Origin of the sequence: Bradyrhizobium sp. 2TAF24 (assembly GCF_052115025.1) — a bacterium.
In the GTDB taxonomy this organism is placed as follows: Bacteria; Pseudomonadota; Alphaproteobacteria; order Rhizobiales; family Xanthobacteraceae; genus Bradyrhizobium_A.
Genome location: NZ_JBFRFW010000016.1, coordinates 65639 through 82420, shown reverse-complemented (window position 1 = coordinate 82420; position 16782 = coordinate 65639). Strand labels below are relative to the sequence as shown.

Genomic DNA, 16782 nt, shown 5'->3' with positions numbered 1-16782 from the left:
GCGATTTTTTCTCCGGACGGCGCTCAGCCAGCCCCGCCGCCCGCCACCTTGGCCCAGGTATCCTTGAGGCCCACCGTGCGGTTGAACACCAGCCTGCCCGGCGTCGAATCCCGGTCACGGACAAAATAGCCCTGGCGCTCGAACTGCACGGCGGCTTCGGAATTGTCGGTCGCCAGCGCCCGCTCGACCATGCAGCCCTGCAGCACCTCCAGGGAGTCCGGATTGAGCTGGGAGGTGAAGTTCGCCCCGTCCGGCGACGGATCGCTGAACAGCAGGTTGTAGAGCCGCACCTCGGCCGGCACCGCCTCGGCGGCGCTGACCCAGTGGATCGTCGCCTTGACCTTGCGGCCGTCCGGCGCATTGCCGCCGCGCGTCGCGGGATCGTAGGTGCAGCGCAGCTCCACCACCTCGCCGCTCGCGTCCTTGATCACCTCGCGGCAGGTGATGAAATAGCCATAGCGCAGCCGCACCTCACGGCCGGGCGCCAGACGGAAGAACTTCTTGGGCGGATCTTCCATGAAGTCGTCGCGCTCAATGTAGAGCTCGCGGCCGAAGGTGATGCGCCGCGCGCCCTGCGCGGCGTCGTCGGGATGGTTGACGGCCTCGACCTCCTCGGTCTGGCCTTCCGGATAATTCTCAATCACCACCTTGAACGGCCGTAGCACCGCCATGCGGCGCGGCGCGGTCTTGTTCAGCGTCTCGCGCACGGCGAAATCGAACATGCCGATGTCGACGGTGCTGTTGGCCTTGGCGACGCCAATGCGCTTGACGAACTCACGCAGCGCCGCCGCCGGCACGCCGCGCCGCCGCAGGCCGGCGAGCGTCGGCATCCGCGGATCGTCCCAGCCCGTGACGCGCCCGCTGCGCACGAGCTCCGTCAGCACCCGCTTCGACAGCAGCGTGTGGGTGACGTTGAGGCGGGCGAACTCATACTGCCGCGGCCGCGACGGCACCGGCAGGTTCTCCAGGCACCAGTCGTAGAGCGGCCGGTGATCCTCGAACTCCAGCGTGCAGATCGAGTGGGTGATGTGCTCGATGGCATCCGACTGGCCATGGGCGAAATCGTAGCTCGGATAGATGCTCCAGGCATCGCCGGTGCGCGGGTGGTGCGCATGCAGGATGCGGTACAGCACGGGGTCGCGCAGGTTGATGTTGCCGGAGGCCATGTCGATCCTGGCGCGCAGCACCCGCGCGCCGTTCGGGAACTCACCGGCGCGCATGCGCGCGAACAGGTCGAGGTTCTCGTCCACCGAACGATCGCGGTACGGGCTGTTGCGGCCGGGCTCGGTGAGCGTGCCGCGGCTGACGCGGATCTCCTCCTGGGACTGGTCGTCGACATAGGCCTTGCCGGCCCGGATCAGATCCTGCGCCCAGGCATAAAGCTGCTCGAAATAGTCGGACGCGAAGTGCAGGTGCGTGCCCCAGTCGAAGCCGAGCCAGCGCACATCATGCTCGATGGCATCGATGTATTCCTGCTCCTCCTTGGTCGGGTTGGTATCGTCGAACCGCAGGTGGCAGCGCCCGCCGAACTCCTCGGCGATGCCGAAGTTGAGGCAGATCGACTTGGCATGGCCGAGGTGCAGGTAGCCGTTGGGCTCCGGCGGGAAGCGCGTCACCACACTCCCGGTCTTTCCGGAAGCAAGGTCCGCAGCGACAATATCGCGGATGAAGTCGCGGCCGGCTTCAGATCCCGTTTCGTCCGTCATCGTATTCCTTTCAAGCTGGGACCTATGTGCCAAATCGGCGGCCCCGCGCCAAGTGCCGGGACCGCACGGCGCAGCCCGTGGCCGGGCCGGGGAACAGGCAGGCCCGAAGCACGCCGCACCCGGCGCGCCGGCGTCGCCCTGGGCGCGCGGCAGCTGCGTATTTCACGATTCGGGCGCGGAGTGGGGCAACCAGCATTCGCTGTGAGACAGGGGGGAACGGTTGTGGTACATGCCGCGAAACCCCGTCTCCCGAGATCGATTTATCGCCGAAATGACAGCTCCCATCGTTACCCGTTTTGCCCCCTCGCCGACCGGCTTCCTGCACATCGGCGGGGCACGCACCGCCCTGTTCAACTGGCTCTACGCCCGCGGGCGCGGCGGCAAGATGCTGCTGCGGATCGAGGACACCGATCGTGAACGCTCCACCGAGCCCGCGATCGCGGCGATCCTCGACGGCCTGAAGTGGCTGGGCATCGAATGGGACGGCGAGACGGTCTACCAGTTCGCCCGCGCGGCGCGGCACCGCGAGGTCGCCGAGCAGATGCTCGCCGCCGGCAGGGCCTATCGCTGCTACGCGACCACCGAGGAACTCGCCGAGATGCGCGAGAAGGCACGTGCCGAGGGCCGCGCCAAGCTCTATGACGGCCGCTGGCGCGACCGCGACCCGTCCGAGGCGCCCGCCGGAATGAAGCCGACCATCCGCCTCAAGGCGCCGCTGACCGGCGAAACCGTGATCGAGGACCAGGTCCAGGGCCGCGTCGTCTGGCAGAACGAGAATCTCGACGACCTGGTGCTGCTGCGCAGCGACGGCAACCCGACCTACATGCTGGCGGTGGTGGTCGACGACCATGACATGGGCGTCACCCATGTCATCCGCGGCGACGACCACCTCATCAACGCCGCCCGCCAGAAGCAGATCTATGATGCGCTGGGCTGGGACACCCCGAGCATGTCGCACATTCCGCTGATCCATGGCCCGGACGGCTCCAAGCTGTCCAAGCGCCACGGCGCGCTGGGGGTCGATGCCTACCGGGCGATGGGCTACCTGCCGGCGGCGCTGCGCAACTATCTCGTGCGCCTTGGCTGGAGCCATGGCGACCAGGAGATCTTCTCGACGCAGGAGATGATCGACTTGTTCGACCTGCCGGCGATCGGCCGCTCGGCCGCGCGGTTCGACTTCGCCAAGCTCGAGAGCCTCAACGGTCACTACATCCGCAACAGCGACGACGCGGCGCTCTTGAGCGCGTTCGAGGACGTGCTCGCCTACATCCCCGGCGGCGAGGCCACCACGGCCAAGCTCAACCAGGCCACCCGCGCCCAGCTGCTGCAGGCGATGCCCGGCTTGAAAGAGCGTGCCAAGACGCTGGTCGAGCTGGTCGACAGTGCCGCGTTCCTGTTCGCCGAGCGGCCGCTGCCGCTCGAGCCCAAGGCGGCGGCGTTGCTGACGCCGGAGGCGCGGACGCTGCTGGGCGAGCTGCGGGACGCCTTCGCCGCCGTCACGCCCTGGACGGCGCAGGCCACCGAGGCCGCGGTGCGGGTTTTTGCCGAGCAGCGCGGGCTGAAGCTCGGCGCCATCGCCCAGCCGCTGCGGGCCGCCCTGACCGGCCGAACCACCTCGCCCGGCATTTTCGACGTGCTGGCGGTCCTTGGGCAGGCGGAATGCCTGGAACGGCTGGCAGATCAGGCTCACCTTAAGGTGTAAAGCAGCCGATTTGTCCGCATCTTGCAGTGCACACAGCAATAAGCTACCCATTCATCCCGGCAATCTGGCTGGCTCGCCGTGCTCCGTTCTGAAGCTCCCGAGCTCGTCGCGTTTCTAACGATCACATCCGGGGACAATCACGATGGATGCAAAAAATACAAAGCAGGCGACGCTCACGGTCGATGACAAGAGCTTCGAATTCCCGGTCTATGGCGGCTCGGTCGGCCCTGATGTGATCGACATCAGCAAGCTCTACGCCCAGACCGGAATGTTTACCTACGACCCCGGCTTCACCTCGACGGCGAGCTGCGAATCCAAGATCACCTATATCGATGGCGACGCCGGCGTGCTGCTGTATCGCGGCTACCCGATCGAGCAGCTTGCCCAGGGTGACTTCCTGGAGACCTGCTATCTGCTGCTGTATGGGGAGCTGCCGACCCCGGCGCAGAAGAAAGACTTCGACCACCGCGTCACCAACCACACCATGGTGCACGAGCAGATGGCCCGCTTCTTCCAGGGCTTCCGCCGCGACGCGCACCCCATGGCGGTGATGGTGGCCTCGGTCGGCGCCCTGGCGGCGTTCTACCACGACTCCACCGACATCAACGATCCGAAGCAGCGCATGATCGCCTCCATGCGCATGATCGCCAAGGTGCCGACGCTGGCCGCGATGGCCTACAAGTACGCCGTCGGCCAGCCCTTCGTGTATCCGAAGAACTCGCTCGACTACACCTCCAACTTCCTGCGGATGTGCTTCGCCGTGCCGTGCGAGGAGTACGTGGTCAATCCGGTGCTGTCGAAGGCGCTGGACCGCATCTTCATCCTGCATGCCGACCATGAGCAGAACGCCTCGACCTCGACGGTGCGCAGCGCCGGCTCGTCGGGCGCCAACCCGTTCGCCTGCATCGCGGCCGGCATCGCCTGCCTGTGGGGCCCGGCGCACGGCGGCGCCAACGAAGCGGCATTGCAGATGCTCGCCGAGATCGGCACCGTCGACCGCATTCCGGACTTCATCAAGGCGGTGAAGGACAAGAGCAGCAAGATCCGCCTGATGGGCTTCGGCCATCGCGTCTACAAGAACTACGATCCGCGCGCCAAGCTGATGCAGCAGACCTGCCACGAGGTGCTGAAGGAGACCGGCCACCAGGACGACCCGCTGCTCAAGGTCGCCTTGGAGCTGGAGAAGATCGCGCTCAACGACGAGTATTTCGTTTCGCGCAAGCTCTATCCGAACGTCGACTTCTACTCGGGCATCACCCTCAAGGCGATCGGCTTCCCGACCTCGATGTTCACCGTGCTGTTCGCGGTCGCCCGTACCGTGGGCTGGATCAGCCAGTGGAACGAGATGATCCAGGAGCCGAACTACAAGATCTCGCGCCCGCGCCAGCTCTACCTCGGCGACACCTCGCGGAACTACGTGCCGCTCGACAAGCGGACCTGATCCCTCGATCCGATCGATCGACGACAAACGGCCGGCGCCCATGCGCCGGCCGTTTGCTTTTGCCGCCGGCTCACGCCCGCAATTCACAATGATCTGGAATAAGACGGCCGATGCCGTCAGGCTGCCGCAGAACGCAGGCTCGCGAGCACGATCTCGGCGGCGCGCTCGCTCGGCGACTGCGCCCCGGTCGACATGATGGTATCGAGCCGGGCGAAGGCCTCGACCTGACGACGGCGCGCGTCGGTGTAGCCGAGCACGTCGCGCAGCGCCGGCAGGAGGCGCTCGGGCACGCAATCCTCCTGCAGGAATTCGGGCACGACACTGTCGCCGATCACGAGGTTCGCAAGGATCACGGTCGGCACACGGACCATGCGCCGCGCCACCCAGGCCTCGAACGCGCTGCCCTTGTAGGCGGTGACCATCGGCACCCCGGCGAGCGCGAGCTCGAGCGTCACCGTGCCCGACTTGGCAAGCGCCGCACGCGCAGCGCGAAAGGCGGCGCGCTTCTCGGCGTCGTCGACGACAAGGCGCGGCTGCACCGGCCAGTCGGCAAGCGCGGCCGTGACGCTGTCGCGGAGGTGCGCCGTGGTCGGCAGCACCGCCTCGAATGGCACGCCCTCGGCGCGCAGGCGCGCCAGCGTCTCGCCGAACACCTGCATGTGATGGCGAATCTCGACCCGCCGGCTGCCGGGCAGCACCAGCAGCACCGGCGGCGACGCATCGCGCCGCGCCTGCTCCAGAGCATTCGGCCGCAGGGTGTCGAGCTGCTGGATCAGCGGATGGCCGACATAGGTGCACGGCGGTCCGCCGAGCTCGCGGTGGGCCTGTGGTTCGAACGGCAGCAGCGCCAGCACATGATCGACATAGCGGCGCATGACCCGCGCCCGCCCCGGCCGCCACGCCCACACGGTGGGCGACACATAGTCGACAATCGGGATCGCCGGATTGGCTGCCCGCACCCGCCGCGCCACACGATGGGTGAAGTCCGGGCTGTCGATGATCACGAGCGCATCCGGCGGCCGCGCCAGCACGGCATCCGTGGTCTCGCGAATGCGGCGCAGGATCATCGGCAGCTTTCGCGGAATCGAGAGCAGCCCCATGATCGACAGCGCCTCGATGGGAAACAGCGACACGAGGCCTTGGGCCGCCATGTCGCGACCGCCGACGCCGACCATCTCCAGCGTGTCACCGCAGCGCGCCCGCAGCGCCGCCATCAGCGCCCCGCCGAGACGATCGCCCGATTCCTCCGCCGCCACCAGGAATATCCGGCGTTTCGCGCTCATGCGGCGACACCGGTGACGAACAGGCCGGCCTTGTCGGCACTCGCGATCATGGCCTGCGGCTCGGCGACGATGGCGCGGCCGGCGGTGATCGCGACGCCGCGCAGGCCGGCGGCGATGGCGCCCTCGATGGTGCGTGGGCCCACGGTCGGCAGGTCGAAGCGCAGGTCCTGACTGCTCTTGGGCGCCTTGATGAGCACGCCGGTGCCGGCCTTGGCACGGATGCGGCCCTGGTCACGCAGCCGCGCGACGCGGGCCAGCAGCCCATCGGTGCCCTCGATGTCCTCGACCGCGACGACATGGCCGTCGATCACCACCAGCGCCTGGCCGATATCGAATGGGCTCATGGCGTGAAGCGCCGCGAGGCCCTTGTCGATGTCGGCGCGGGCCGCGACATCCGGCGTCGCACGCGTCAGAGCGCCCGCCGGCATCAGGAGATCTGGCGCGATGTCCTGGACGCCGACCAGACGAAAGCCATGCTGCTCGAAGATGCGCGCAATGCCCGTCAACAGATGGTCATCGCCGCCACGCAGCGCCGCGGCAATGCTCGGGATGACTTTCAGCGTACCCCAGTCGAGACGGATTTCGGACAGTCCCGGACGCACCAGGCCGCCGATAAACAGGACGTCACGGCAGCCCTCGACGCGCAGCAGGCGCGTCAGGCGTCCGACCTGCCCCAGCGCGACCCAGTGATGGCGGTAGGCGGTGACGCGTGCGGCATCGCAGAATCCGCGGATGGCATAGAGCACCGGGGTACGTCCCTGCCCACGCAACGACTCCGCCACCGCGAACGGCAGGCTGCCCGCACCCGCGATCACCCCGACCGACGCGGATGACGGCGGCGTGCTCATTGCGTCTCGGCGGTCGTCCGGTCGCTGGCCGTGCCATAAACCTCGGACGGCATGCACAGCGGGCGCTTCTTGCCTGCATCGATGAACGCCAGGATCTCGGCGATGGCGGGATCCTCGCCGGCGCGAGACTGCGCCCGTGCGAGGCGCTCGGCAAACACGCCCGGCGCGTGGAACAGGTCGTTGTAGAACGAGCGCACCAGCTGCAGTCGGGCGTGGGTGAACTTGCGGCGGCGCATGCCGACGACGTTCAGGCCCTCAAGATGCGCGAACTGGCCGCTGACCATCGCGTAGGGAATGACGTCGCCACGCAGGCCGGACACGCCGCCGATCATCGCCTGCGGACCGATGCGCACAAACTGATGGGCCGCGGACAGGCCGCCGATATAGACGTAGTCACCGACCTCGCAGTGGCCGCCCAGCGTCGCCGAATTGGCGAAGATGACATCGTTGCCGACCTGGCAGTCATGGCCGACATGGCTGTAGGCCATGAAGAAGCCGCGCGCGCCCACCTTGGTGAGGCCGCCGCCCTTCACGGTGCCGACATTCATGGTGACGGATTCGCGGATGGTGCAGCGCTCGCCGATATCGAGCCGCGTCGGCTCACCGCGATAGCCGATGTCCTGCGGCGCGCCGCCGAGCGCCGCGAACGGATGCACGACACTGCCGGCGCCGAGCGTGGTGTGCCCGGACACGGTGACGTGCGACAGCAGCTGGCACTCGGGGCCGATCGTCGCGTTGGCGCCGATCACGCAGTACGGCCCGATGGTCACGCCCTCGCCGATGACGGCGCCATCCTCGATGCGGGCGGTGGAATCGATCTTGGTCATCAATCAGCTATCCAGCAATCGCTTCGCCGCGGACGTCGTCTTGCGACGACGCCGCCACGACCTACGACGAAACCGGCGACGCGCGGAATCATCAATTGTTACGTCCGATGACAGCGGCCTCAGTCGGCCAGCATCGCCCCGATATCGGCCTGCGCGACGATGTTGCCGTTGACCTTGGCGTCGCCGTGAAACCACCACATCGCCTTTTTCCGGGTGATCAGGCGCATGTGATATTCGATGGTGTCGCCCGGCAGTGCCGGTTTGCGAAACTTGCACTTGTCGATCGTGAGGAAATAGACAGCCGTCGGCCGCTCGGTCTCGCCGGTCGACAGCATGCCGATGATCCCGGCAGTCTGCGCCATGCCCTCGATCATCAGCACGCCCGGAAAGATCGGACGGCCGGGGAAATGCCCGGTGAACTGCGGCTCGTTGATGGTGACGTTCTTGATGCCGACGCCGCTGAAGTCGCTGCGGATGTCGCGCACGCGGTCGATCAGCAGGAACGGGAAACGATGCGGCAGCGTCTTGAGGATCAGGGCGATATCCACGGCCTCAATGGTAATCGGCGCGTCCATCAACCCTGCCCTTCCTTGTCGTCGGCACCCGACGTCCTTGCCCGGGACATCTTTGCATTTGGCGATCCTTCACGTCCGAGGCGCTCGACCTCGAACAGCTCACGGAAAAACTGTTTGATCGGCTTGGCCGGCGAGCCGCCCCACTTCACGCCCGGCGGAACCTCGCCGACCACGCTGCTGCGGGCGGCGATCTGGGCACCGTCGCCGATCACCGCATGGTCGCTGACGCCGATCCGCGCCGCCAGCACCACCCCGTCGCCGAGGACCGAGCTGCCGGCGACGCCGCTCTGGCTGACCACGATACAATGACGCCCGATCACCACGTTGTGGCCGATCTGAACCAGATTGTCGATCTTGGTCCCCTCGCCGATCACCGTGTCGCTCATCGCGCCGCGATCGATCGTGGTTCCCGCCCCGATCTCGACCCCATTCTGAATCACAACCCGGCCGGTCTGGGGAATTTTCAGGTGGCCATCCGGTCCCGGAACGAAGCCGTAGCCGTCCTGGCCGATCCGGCACCCCGGATGAATGATCACCCCGTTGCCGATCAGGGCGCAGATGATCGAAGATCCGATCCCGATGCTGCAGTCGCGGCCAATTTTCACATTGGCCCCGATCACCGCGTTGGATCCGATCACCGTTCCCGCGCCGATCTCGACGTCCGGACCAATCACCGCCAGGGGATCGACGACGACACCTTCCTCGAGGTGGGCTGTCGGATGGATCACCGCCGACGGGGCGATCCCGTCGTTGCCGAACGACGACCGCGGCCGCAGGCTGTCGTCATAGAACTGGCGGGCGATGCGGACAAAGGCGCGATAGGGATCGGCGACCCGCAGCACCGCCACATGGGGCGGCACGGTCGCCTCCATGCGCTCGGAGACCAGGCAGGCCCCCGCATGGGTCGCAGCGAGCTGGCCCGCATACTTCTTGCTGTCACAGAACGTGAGGTGGCGAGGCCCCGCCCCCTCAAGCGGGCTGAGACCGCCGATGCGGTGCTCGGCGCGACCGGCGTCCACAAGCTGGGCGCCGGTCAGCGTAGCGATCTCGGCCAGGGTCGCCCCGGCCGGCTGCGCGAAGAATGTCAGATCCGTCATTCCACCTGCCGCAGCCCGGCTCGTGGTCACACTCAGAACGAGGTTCCACCACCAAAGCGGAACTGCTGGACGCGATCGTTCGGACCCTTGGTCGTCGGGATCGCATAGTCGAACCGCAGCGGACCGAACGGCGATGCCCAGATCAGGCCCACACCCACCGACGAACGGATGGTGTTGCTATCGGAGAAGGTCATCGTCTCCGCCGTCTGCGCCCACGACGTCGGCCCCTTATAGCTCCAGAGCGAACCGGCATCGGCGTACACGGCACCCTTCAGGCCCACTTCCTTGGGCAGGAACCAGAACGGCACCTGCAGTTCGGCCGAAGCGCCCCAGTACATGGTGCCGCCGATGGCGTCGTTGGTGGTGCCAGGCGTGATGTCACGCGGACCGATACCCTGCGGAGCGAAGCCGCGCACCAGCTGCGGACCCATCTGGAACTGGTCGAGCATGCGGATGCTCTTGTCGCCGAGCTGGTTCATGATGCCACCCTGCAGGTGGATCAGGCCGACGATGTCAGCCACCAGCGGCTGGTAGTACTTCACGTCGCCGGTCGACTTCAGATAGCTGACGTCGCCGCCCACGCCGGCGAAATCCTGCCGGAAGTCAACCAGAAGGCCCGAGGTCGGGTTCTTGTTGTTGTCGAGGGTGTTGAAGGTCAGCGTGTAGCCCAGCGCCGAGGTCAGCGTGCGGCCCTGCGCCAGCTCAATCTTGACCGGCAGCGACGCTTCGCCGTCCGAATAGCACAGGAGGTTACCAGCCGCGACCTGAGCCGCCGTCGGCGTGTTGAACACCGGCAGGAGCGTGTTGGCCGGGTTGTTGTTACAGTTGGCGAGCTGCGACGGCAGCGTGATCTCCTGCTGGAACAGCGAGTAGCGCAGCTGCAGCGTCAGGTCCTCGCGGAGCTGGAAGCCGAGGCGCGTGCTGAAGCCCGCGGTCTTGGTGTTGTAGGAGACGTAGCTGTTGGCGAGCTGCTGGCGCTGATAGACGTCGACGCCGAACGCGACGCGGTAGTCGAGCAGGTACGGCTCGACGAACGACAGCGAGTAGCCGCGGGCATACTGGCCGTACTGCACCGACGCCTTGGCATAGAGTCCGCGGCCCAGCAGGTTGCGCTCGGAGACGCTGACCTCGCCGAGGAAGCCGTCCGAGGTCGAGTAGCCGCCGGACACCGAGAATTCGCCGGTCGACTTCTCTTCCAGGTCGACGTTGACGATCACGCGATCGCTCGACGAACCCGGCTCGGTGGTGATCTTGACGGTCTTGAAGTAGTCGAGGTTCTTCAGGCGGCGCTCGGCGCGGTCGATCAGCGCGCGGTTGTAGGCGTCACCCTCGGAGATGTCGAACTCGCGGCGGATCACATAGTCACGGGTGCGGGTGTTGCCGCGAACGTTGATGCGCTCGATGTAGTTGCGCGGGCCCTCGTCGACCGTGAAGACGATCGACACGGTGTGCGCCTCGAAGTTGCGCTCACCGTTCGGACGCACCACCGCGAAGGCATAACCGCGGCGCGACGCCTCGATCGACATTTCCTCGACCGACTTCTCGATCGCCTCGGCATTGTAAACCGAGCCGACGCTGACGCGCGACAGGCTGGCGAGCGAATTCGCGTCCAGCGACTGGATGCTGGTGCGGAAGTTGACCGAACCGACGCGGTACTGCTGGCCTTCCTCGATCTTGAAGGTGACGATGAAGCCCTTGCCTTCCGGATCATACTCGGTAAGCGCGGCCACCACCTGCACGTCGGCATAGCCGTTCTTCAGGTAGAAGCGGCGAATCAGGTCGCGATCGGCCTCGACGCGATCCGGATCATAAATGTCGTTGTTGCCCAGGAAGCTGAGCAGGTTGGATTCGCGGGTCTTGATGATGTCCCGCAGGCGGTACGACGAGTACGCGCTGTTGCCGACGAAATTGATGCTCCTGACGCCAGTCTTGTTGCCCTCGGTGACCTCGAAGATCAGGTCGACGCGGTTATTGGGCTGCTCGATGACCTGGGGCACCACGCGGACGTCATAACGGCCCGAGCGGCGATAGATCTCGGCGATGCGCTGGGCATCAGACTGCACCATCGGGCGGGAGAAGGTGCCGCGCGGCTTGGACTGGATTTCCGCCGACAGCTGGTCGTCCTTGACCTTCTTGTTGCCTTCGAAGGCAACGCGACCGATCACCTGGTTTTCCACCACCGTGACGATGATCCGGCCACCGGCCTGATTGATCTTCACGTCCTGGAACAGGCCGGTCTCATAGAGCGCCTTGAGCGCGTCATCGACCCGCCCGCTGTCCAGCCGGCCGCCGGGGCCAGGCTTGAAGTAGGAGCGGATGGTGTCCGCCTCTACACGCCTGTTGCCCTCAACCACGATCGAGGAAACGGACTGGGCCATTGCCGGCGACGAAACGAGCACCCCCGTCACCGACCCGGTGACCGGCAGAGCGAACATGACCAGGGCGGCAAGGATGCCCCGCCTCAGCACTCGCAGACCAACTTTCATGCGCCAAGCGACCTTATCATTCCAAGTCCCGACCTGCTCCCCAGCTGGTCGGGAGATTCCCCAATTCGACGACGCTTGTAGCCAATTTTCACCGGCTGGCAAACGGCGTTTGATGCCGTATTTCCAATTTCTCACCAACACGTTGCCTAACGGCCACGCCGGCAAAAGATTCACATCAACCTGTCATGAACCTGGCAGGTGGACCAGGTCGTTGTAGAACGTAAAGATCATCAGCATCAGCACAATGGCGAGGCCAAAGCGGAATCCCATCTCCTGGGCCCGTTCCGACAGCGGCCGCCCCCGCACCGCCTCGACCAGATAGAACAAAAGGTGACCGCCATCGAGCAGCGGCACCGGGAACAGGTTCAAAAGGCCGATCGAGACGGACAGCACGCCCGCCAGGTGAATCAGTGCCGGCAGTCCAAGCGTCGCGACCTGTCCCGAAATCTGCGCGATTCGGATCGGACCACCGAGCTGGTCGGTCGCCTCTCGGCCGGTGAAGAGACGGCCGATGTAGAGCGCCGTCTGCTTGATCAGGAACCAGGTCTCCTTGACCCCGAGCCAGACAGCGTTCAGCGGGTCGACCGGCTTGGCGGCCACTTCCACCGGGCCGCCCCGTTTGATGCCGAGCAGCCCCTGACGATGGGAGCCGCCGAAGCCATCCTTGACCATTTGCAGTTGCGGCGTGGCCTTGAGTGTGATGGTCGCCCCGCTCCGCTGCACCGTGAACGTCAACATCTCGCCGGCGCTGGTCGCCACGATCCGCTGCATGTCGGAAAAGCTCTCGATCGTCGTGCCGTCGATGGCGGTCACGACGTCGCCGGGCAGGAACCCGGCCTCGGCAGCGGCACTGCCCGGCTCGACCGTCTCGACCTGGGCGGTGATCGAGGGCTTGCCGAAAGACATGAACAAAGCAGCGAAGATCACGATCGCCAGCACGAAATTGGCGATCGGGCCGGCCGCGACGATCGCAGCGCGGGAGCCGACCTTCTTATAGTGGAAGCTCTGGGCACGCTCATCGGCGGTCATTGCCGCCAGGGAGGTCGCGGACGGGGTGCTGGCTTCGCTCTCGTCGCCGAAGAATTTGACATAGCCGCCGAGCGGAATCGCGGAGATCTTCCAGCGGGTGCCGTGGCGGTCATTGAAGCCGACGATCTCCGGTCCGAAACCGAGGGAGAAGGTGAGCACCTTCACGCCGGTCCAGCGGGCCACCAGGAAGTGGCCGAGCTCGTGGAAGAAGACGACGATGGTCAGGACGAACAAGAACGGAATGCCATAGCCGACAATAATGTGGCTCAAGCTATTGAAATTGTGAATTAAAGTCTCGATCATCCGATCCTCGTCACGGAGTACCGAAACTCCGCCTGGAAACCTTTAGGATGCCTTTGCGGCAATTTGAGGCAAGAGGGTGGCAGCGATATATCGCGCACCATGGTCAACAGCGAGCGCGTCGTCGGCAGTGTGCGGCGCCTTGGCCGTCCCATCCTTGAGTGCCTTCTCCAGCGTGGCCTCGACCAGGCGCGCGATCATGCCGAATCGGATCTTGCGATCGACGAACGCGGCGACGGCCACTTCGTTGGCAGCATTGTAGACCGTGGGCGCCCCGCCCCCGGCGCGCAACGCGTCGTAAGCGAGCCGCAGACCGGGAAAGCGATTCAGATCCGGCACCTCGAAGGTGAGCTGGCCGATCGCGGCAAGGTCGAGACGCGCCGCCGGGCCCGGAATGCGGTCCGGCCAACCGAGGCAGTGAGCGATCGGCGTGCGCATGTCCGGCGCGCCGAGCTGCGCCACCACCGAGCGGTCGGCGAACTCGACCATGCCGTGGATGATCGACTGCGGATGGACCAGCACGTCGATCTCGTCGGGCGTCAGCGCGAACAGGTGCGCAGCCTCGATCACCTCGAGGCCCTTGTTCATCATCGAGGCGGAATCGATCGTGATCTTCTGGCCCATCGACCAGTTCGGATGCTTGAGCGCCTGCTCCAGCGTCGCCTGCTCGATCGCCTCGGCCGACCAGGTGCGGAACGGGCCGCCCGATGCGGTGATGATGACGCGGGTGAGCTCCTCGCGGTTACCGGAGCTCAGCGCCTGGAACAGCGCGTTGTGCTCGGAATCCGCCGGCAGCACCTGTGCGCCGGCCGACACCGCGCGTTGCATGAATATCTCGCCGGCACAGACCAGGCATTCCTTGTTGGCGAGCGCGACGGTGGCGCCGCGATCGACCGCCGCTAGCGCAGGCTTCAGCCCGGCCGCGCCGCTCACTGCCGCCATCACCCAGTCGGACGGCCGCGCCGCCGCCTCGACCACCGCCGCATCGCCCGCGCCGCAGGCGATGCCGGTCCCTGCGAGCGCCGACTTCAGCGCCTCGAATTTCGTCTCGTCCGCGATCGCCGCGTAGCCGACCTCGAATTCGCGGGCGAGCTTGGCCAGCGCATCGACATTGCTGTGGGCCGTGACGGCCTCGACGCGGAACCGATCGCGCCCGCGGCGCAGCAGGTCCATGGTGCTGTCGCCGATCGATCCGGTCGCGCCGAGAACCGTGACCACCCGCTCCTGCTGGGACCGCGTCTGGTCGAGAGTTTTCAAGGGTACTGCGCTCATCGTCCTCACCAAACCATAAGACCGCGGCCGACACCATCGATACCGCCGCGCAAGGCTCCGACCAGCACGGCAAAAACGATCGCCGCCACAAAGCCGTCGAGCCGGTCCAGCAGCCCGCCATGCCCGGGGATGATATGGCTGGAATCCTTCACCCCGAACGTGCGTTTCACCGCCGATTCAAACAGATCCCCCAATTGCGAGACGACCGACAGCACGGCCGCGAGACCCAGCAGCGGCCAGGTGCGGCCGAAGCCGAGAGCTGCGAACGCCAAGGCGATCAGGAGACTGCCCGCAAGACCGCCGATGGCGCCGGCCCATGTCTTCTTCGGGCTGACCCGCGGCCACAGCTTCGGCCCGCCGATGCCGCGCCCCGCGAAATAGCCACCGATGTCGGTGACCCAGACGATCAGCAGCACGAACATCAGCGCCAGGAACCCGGCGGACGCGTCGAACCGGACGAGATCGGAAGCCAGCAGCGCAAGGCCGGCATAAGCGAGCCCGCCGCAGACCCACAGCCGTTGGGCGCCGCCGAAAATGGCGACGACCGCGACCCCGACAAGGAGCGCCACGACCGCGATCATCAGCCAGCCCATGGTGCACAGGCCGGCGACGATCAGCGCGGCCAATCCCGCAATGAGGACCGCGACGTTGCCCGCGGCCCCGACGATCATCAGCCATTCGACATAGAGCCCGGCGGCGGCGATCAGCACGAGGGCGGCCCACAGCCAGCCACCGAGATAGGCCGCAGCGATGGTCAGAGGCGCCAGCACCACGGCGGCGGCGACACGCATCAAGAGATTGCGCGCGCCCTGCTCGGTCGCGGTGGCTGGCGCGGCGTTGTCCTGCGGCACGCCGATCACGATCCGGTCTTGGCGGCAAGGCCGCCGAAACGCCGCTCGCGCCGGGCGTATTCGGCGATCGCGCTCTCGAGCGCGGCGCGGTCGAAATCCGGCCAATGGATCGGCACGAACACCAGCTCGCTGTAGGCGGCCTGCCACATCAGGAAATTGGACAGACGCTGCTCGCCGCTGGTGCGGATGATCAGGTCGGGATCGGGCAGATCCGGAGCGTCGAGGTTCTGCGTGATCGCCTCTTCGGTGATGCTGTCGATGCTGCGGCGCCCGTCCGCCACCTCGCGCGCGAGGCGCTGGGCCGCGCGTGCGATCTCGTGCCGCGAGCCGTAGTTGAACGCAACGACCAGCGTCAGCGCGGTGTTGGCCTTGGTCAGCTCTTCAGCTTCGGCGAGCAGCGCGCGGATGTCCTGCTCGAGGCCCTCGCGCTCGCCGATCACGCGCACGCGCACGCCGTCGCGATGCAGCGTCGCGAGGTCGTTGCGGATGAAGCGGCGCAGCAGCCCGAACAGGTCGCCGATCTCGGTGGCCGGCCGTGACCAGTTCTCGGAACTGAACGAGAAGATGGTGAGGTAGGAAATGCCGAGCTCGCTGGCGGCGCGCACCACACGGCGCAGCGCCTCGACACCGCGGCGATGACCTTCGCCGCGCGGCAGGCCGCGAGCGGCCGCCCAGCGTCCGTTGCCGTCCATGATGATCGCCACGTGCCGCGGCGCCTCGTGCCGGGCCGGCTCATCGGAATGGGACGAAACGACGGTGGACATCGCGTGCGGCCTCAGACGGTGAGGATTTCCTTTTCCTTGGTCGCAAGCAGCTGATCGACCTCCGCGATGGTCGCGTCCGTCGCCTTCTGGATGTCGTTGGCGAAACGCTCCTGATCGTCCTCGGAAATCTCGTGATTCTTCTCGAGCTTCTTGACCACATCGAGACCATCACGGCGCACGTGACGCACCGCCACGCGGGCCGCCTCGGCATATTTGTGGGCGACCTTCACCAGCTCCTTGCGGCGCTCCTGGTTGAGCTCGGGAATGCGCAGGCGCAGCACCTGGCCCTCGGTCGCCGGCGACAGGCCGAGGTTGGAATTGACGATCGCCTTCTCGACCGCGTGCACCATCGACTTGTCCCACACCTGTACCGACAGCAGGCGCGGCTCGGGAACGCTGACAGTCGCAAGCTGGTTGAGCGGCATGTGACTGCCATAGGCCTCGACCTGGACCGGCTCCAGCATCGACGCCGAGGCTCGGCCGGTGCGCAAGCCACCGAGTTCGTGCTTCAGCGATTGGATCGCGCCCTGCATGCGGCGCTTCAACTCGTTGAGATCGAAAGTCCCGGTTGCCATGGTCTTTGTCCTTATTGATCGAAAGT

14 protein-coding genes are annotated in these 16782 nt (G+C 66.2%); 2 read left to right on the top strand and 12 right to left on the bottom strand.

The window, feature by feature from the left end:
* Window positions 1-23 precede the first annotated feature (23 nt).
* Entirely contained in the window at window positions 24-1706 is a 1683-nt protein-coding gene (locus AB4Z37_RS23760) for a glutamine--tRNA ligase/YqeY domain fusion protein (protein ID WP_441519214.1), read from the bottom strand.
* Window positions 1707-1977: 271 nt separating this feature from the next.
* On the opposite strand from AB4Z37_RS23760, the gene gltX reads away from it, so the two are divergent.
* Both gltX and gltA read left to right on the top strand, forming a co-directional pair.
* Window positions 1978-3408, top strand: a complete 1431-nt coding sequence (gltX, locus tag AB4Z37_RS23755) for a glutamate--tRNA ligase (RefSeq protein WP_441519213.1) — start codon at window positions 1978-1980, stop codon at window positions 3406-3408.
* A gap of 142 nt (window positions 3409-3550) precedes the next feature.
* A complete protein-coding gene (gene gltA / locus AB4Z37_RS23750; RefSeq protein ID WP_441519212.1) occupies window positions 3551-4849 on the top strand; it encodes a citrate synthase in 1299 nt (432 codons plus the stop codon).
* Between the two features lie 116 nt (window positions 4850-4965).
* On the opposite strand, the gene lpxB is transcribed toward gltA, so the two are convergent.
* The 11 genes from lpxB to frr all read right to left on the bottom strand — a co-directional run bounded on the left by lpxB (window position 4966) and on the right by frr (window position 16756).
* Entirely contained in the window at window positions 4966-6132 is a 1167-nt protein-coding gene (lpxB, locus tag AB4Z37_RS23745) for a lipid-A-disaccharide synthase (protein ID WP_441519211.1), read from the bottom strand.
* Window positions 6129-6980, bottom strand: coding sequence for an LpxI family protein (locus AB4Z37_RS23740; protein ID WP_441519210.1), 852 nt, complete (start codon window positions 6978-6980; stop codon window positions 6129-6131). The genes lpxB and AB4Z37_RS23740 overlap by 4 nt, the downstream gene beginning before the upstream one ends.
* Window positions 6977-7807, bottom strand: a complete 831-nt coding sequence (lpxA, locus tag AB4Z37_RS23735) for an acyl-ACP--UDP-N-acetylglucosamine O-acyltransferase (RefSeq protein WP_441519209.1) — start codon at window positions 7805-7807, stop codon at window positions 6977-6979. Before lpxA ends, AB4Z37_RS23740 begins: the two co-directional genes overlap by 4 nt.
* A 119-nt stretch (window positions 7808-7926) precedes the next feature.
* Window positions 7927-8382: a 3-hydroxyacyl-ACP dehydratase FabZ gene (gene fabZ, locus AB4Z37_RS23730; protein WP_441519208.1), complete on the bottom strand. Its 456-nt coding sequence runs from the start codon at window positions 8380-8382 to the stop codon at window positions 7927-7929.
* Complete coding sequence (gene lpxD, locus AB4Z37_RS23725) at window positions 8382-9479, bottom strand: UDP-3-O-(3-hydroxymyristoyl)glucosamine N-acyltransferase (protein WP_441519207.1); 1098 nt, start codon at window positions 9477-9479, stop codon at window positions 8382-8384. Before lpxD ends, fabZ begins: the two co-directional genes overlap by 1 nt.
* 32 nt (window positions 9480-9511) lie before the next feature.
* The gene (gene bamA / locus AB4Z37_RS23720) at window positions 9512-11965 is read right to left on the bottom strand and encodes an outer membrane protein assembly factor BamA (RefSeq protein WP_441519206.1); all 2454 of its coding nucleotides are present in this window, start codon (window positions 11963-11965) and stop codon (window positions 9512-9514) included.
* Between the two features lie 183 nt (window positions 11966-12148).
* Window positions 12149-13297 carry an RIP metalloprotease RseP gene (rseP, locus tag AB4Z37_RS23715; protein WP_441519205.1) on the bottom strand — a complete coding sequence of 383 codons (1149 nt, stop codon included), beginning with the start codon at window positions 13295-13297 and terminating at the stop codon, window positions 12149-12151.
* A 42-nt stretch (window positions 13298-13339) separates the two neighbouring features.
* Window positions 13340-14566 (bottom strand): 1-deoxy-D-xylulose-5-phosphate reductoisomerase, encoded by a 1227-nt coding sequence (gene dxr / locus AB4Z37_RS23710; protein ID WP_441519204.1) that lies wholly within the window; start codon window positions 14564-14566, stop codon window positions 13340-13342.
* A 5-nt stretch (window positions 14567-14571) separates the two neighbouring features.
* Complete coding sequence (locus AB4Z37_RS23705) at window positions 14572-15417, bottom strand: phosphatidate cytidylyltransferase (protein WP_441519287.1); 846 nt, start codon at window positions 15415-15417, stop codon at window positions 14572-14574.
* A gap of 5 nt (window positions 15418-15422) precedes the next feature.
* Window positions 15423-16181: an isoprenyl transferase gene (locus tag AB4Z37_RS23700; RefSeq protein ID WP_441519203.1), complete on the bottom strand. Its 759-nt coding sequence runs from the start codon at window positions 16179-16181 to the stop codon at window positions 15423-15425.
* Between the two features lie 11 nt (window positions 16182-16192).
* On the bottom strand, window positions 16193-16756 hold the full coding sequence (gene frr, locus AB4Z37_RS23695; RefSeq protein ID WP_441519202.1) for a ribosome recycling factor: 564 nt from the start codon (window positions 16754-16756) through the stop codon (window positions 16193-16195).
* Window positions 16757-16782: the final 26 nt, after the last annotated feature.

What these genes read in the sequence shown, in the direction of transcription:
- gltA (WP_441519212.1), top strand. Translation starts at nt 3,551, where the DNA reads ATGGATGCAAAAAATACAAAGCAGGCGACGCTCACGGTCGATGACAAG.
- bamA (WP_441519206.1), bottom strand. Translation starts at nt 11,965, where the DNA reads ATGAAAGTTGGTCTGCGAGTGCTGAGGCGGGGCATCCTTGCCGCCCTG.
- lpxD (WP_441519207.1), bottom strand. Translation starts at nt 9,479, where the DNA reads ATGACGGATCTGACATTCTTCGCGCAGCCGGCCGGGGCGACCCTGGCC.
- gltX (WP_441519213.1), top strand. Translation starts at nt 1,978, where the DNA reads ATGACAGCTCCCATCGTTACCCGTTTTGCCCCCTCGCCGACCGGCTTC.
- rseP (WP_441519205.1), bottom strand. Translation starts at nt 13,297, where the DNA reads ATGATCGAGACTTTAATTCACAATTTCAATAGCTTGAGCCACATTATT.
- frr (WP_441519202.1), bottom strand. Translation starts at nt 16,756, where the DNA reads ATGGCAACCGGGACTTTCGATCTCAACGAGTTGAAGCGCCGCATGCAG.
- lpxB (WP_441519211.1), bottom strand. Translation starts at nt 6,132, where the DNA reads ATGAGCGCGAAACGCCGGATATTCCTGGTGGCGGCGGAGGAATCGGGC.
- AB4Z37_RS23760 (WP_441519214.1), bottom strand. Translation starts at nt 1,706, where the DNA reads ATGACGGACGAAACGGGATCTGAAGCCGGCCGCGACTTCATCCGCGAT.
- lpxA (WP_441519209.1), bottom strand. Translation starts at nt 7,807, where the DNA reads ATGACCAAGATCGATTCCACCGCCCGCATCGAGGATGGCGCCGTCATC.
- AB4Z37_RS23740 (WP_441519210.1), bottom strand. Translation starts at nt 6,980, where the DNA reads ATGAGCACGCCGCCGTCATCCGCGTCGGTCGGGGTGATCGCGGGTGCG.
- fabZ (WP_441519208.1), bottom strand. Translation starts at nt 8,382, where the DNA reads ATGGACGCGCCGATTACCATTGAGGCCGTGGATATCGCCCTGATCCTC.
- AB4Z37_RS23700 (WP_441519203.1), bottom strand. Translation starts at nt 16,181, where the DNA reads ATGTCCACCGTCGTTTCGTCCCATTCCGATGAGCCGGCCCGGCACGAG.
- dxr (WP_441519204.1), bottom strand. Translation starts at nt 14,566, where the DNA reads ATGAGCGCAGTACCCTTGAAAACTCTCGACCAGACGCGGTCCCAGCAG.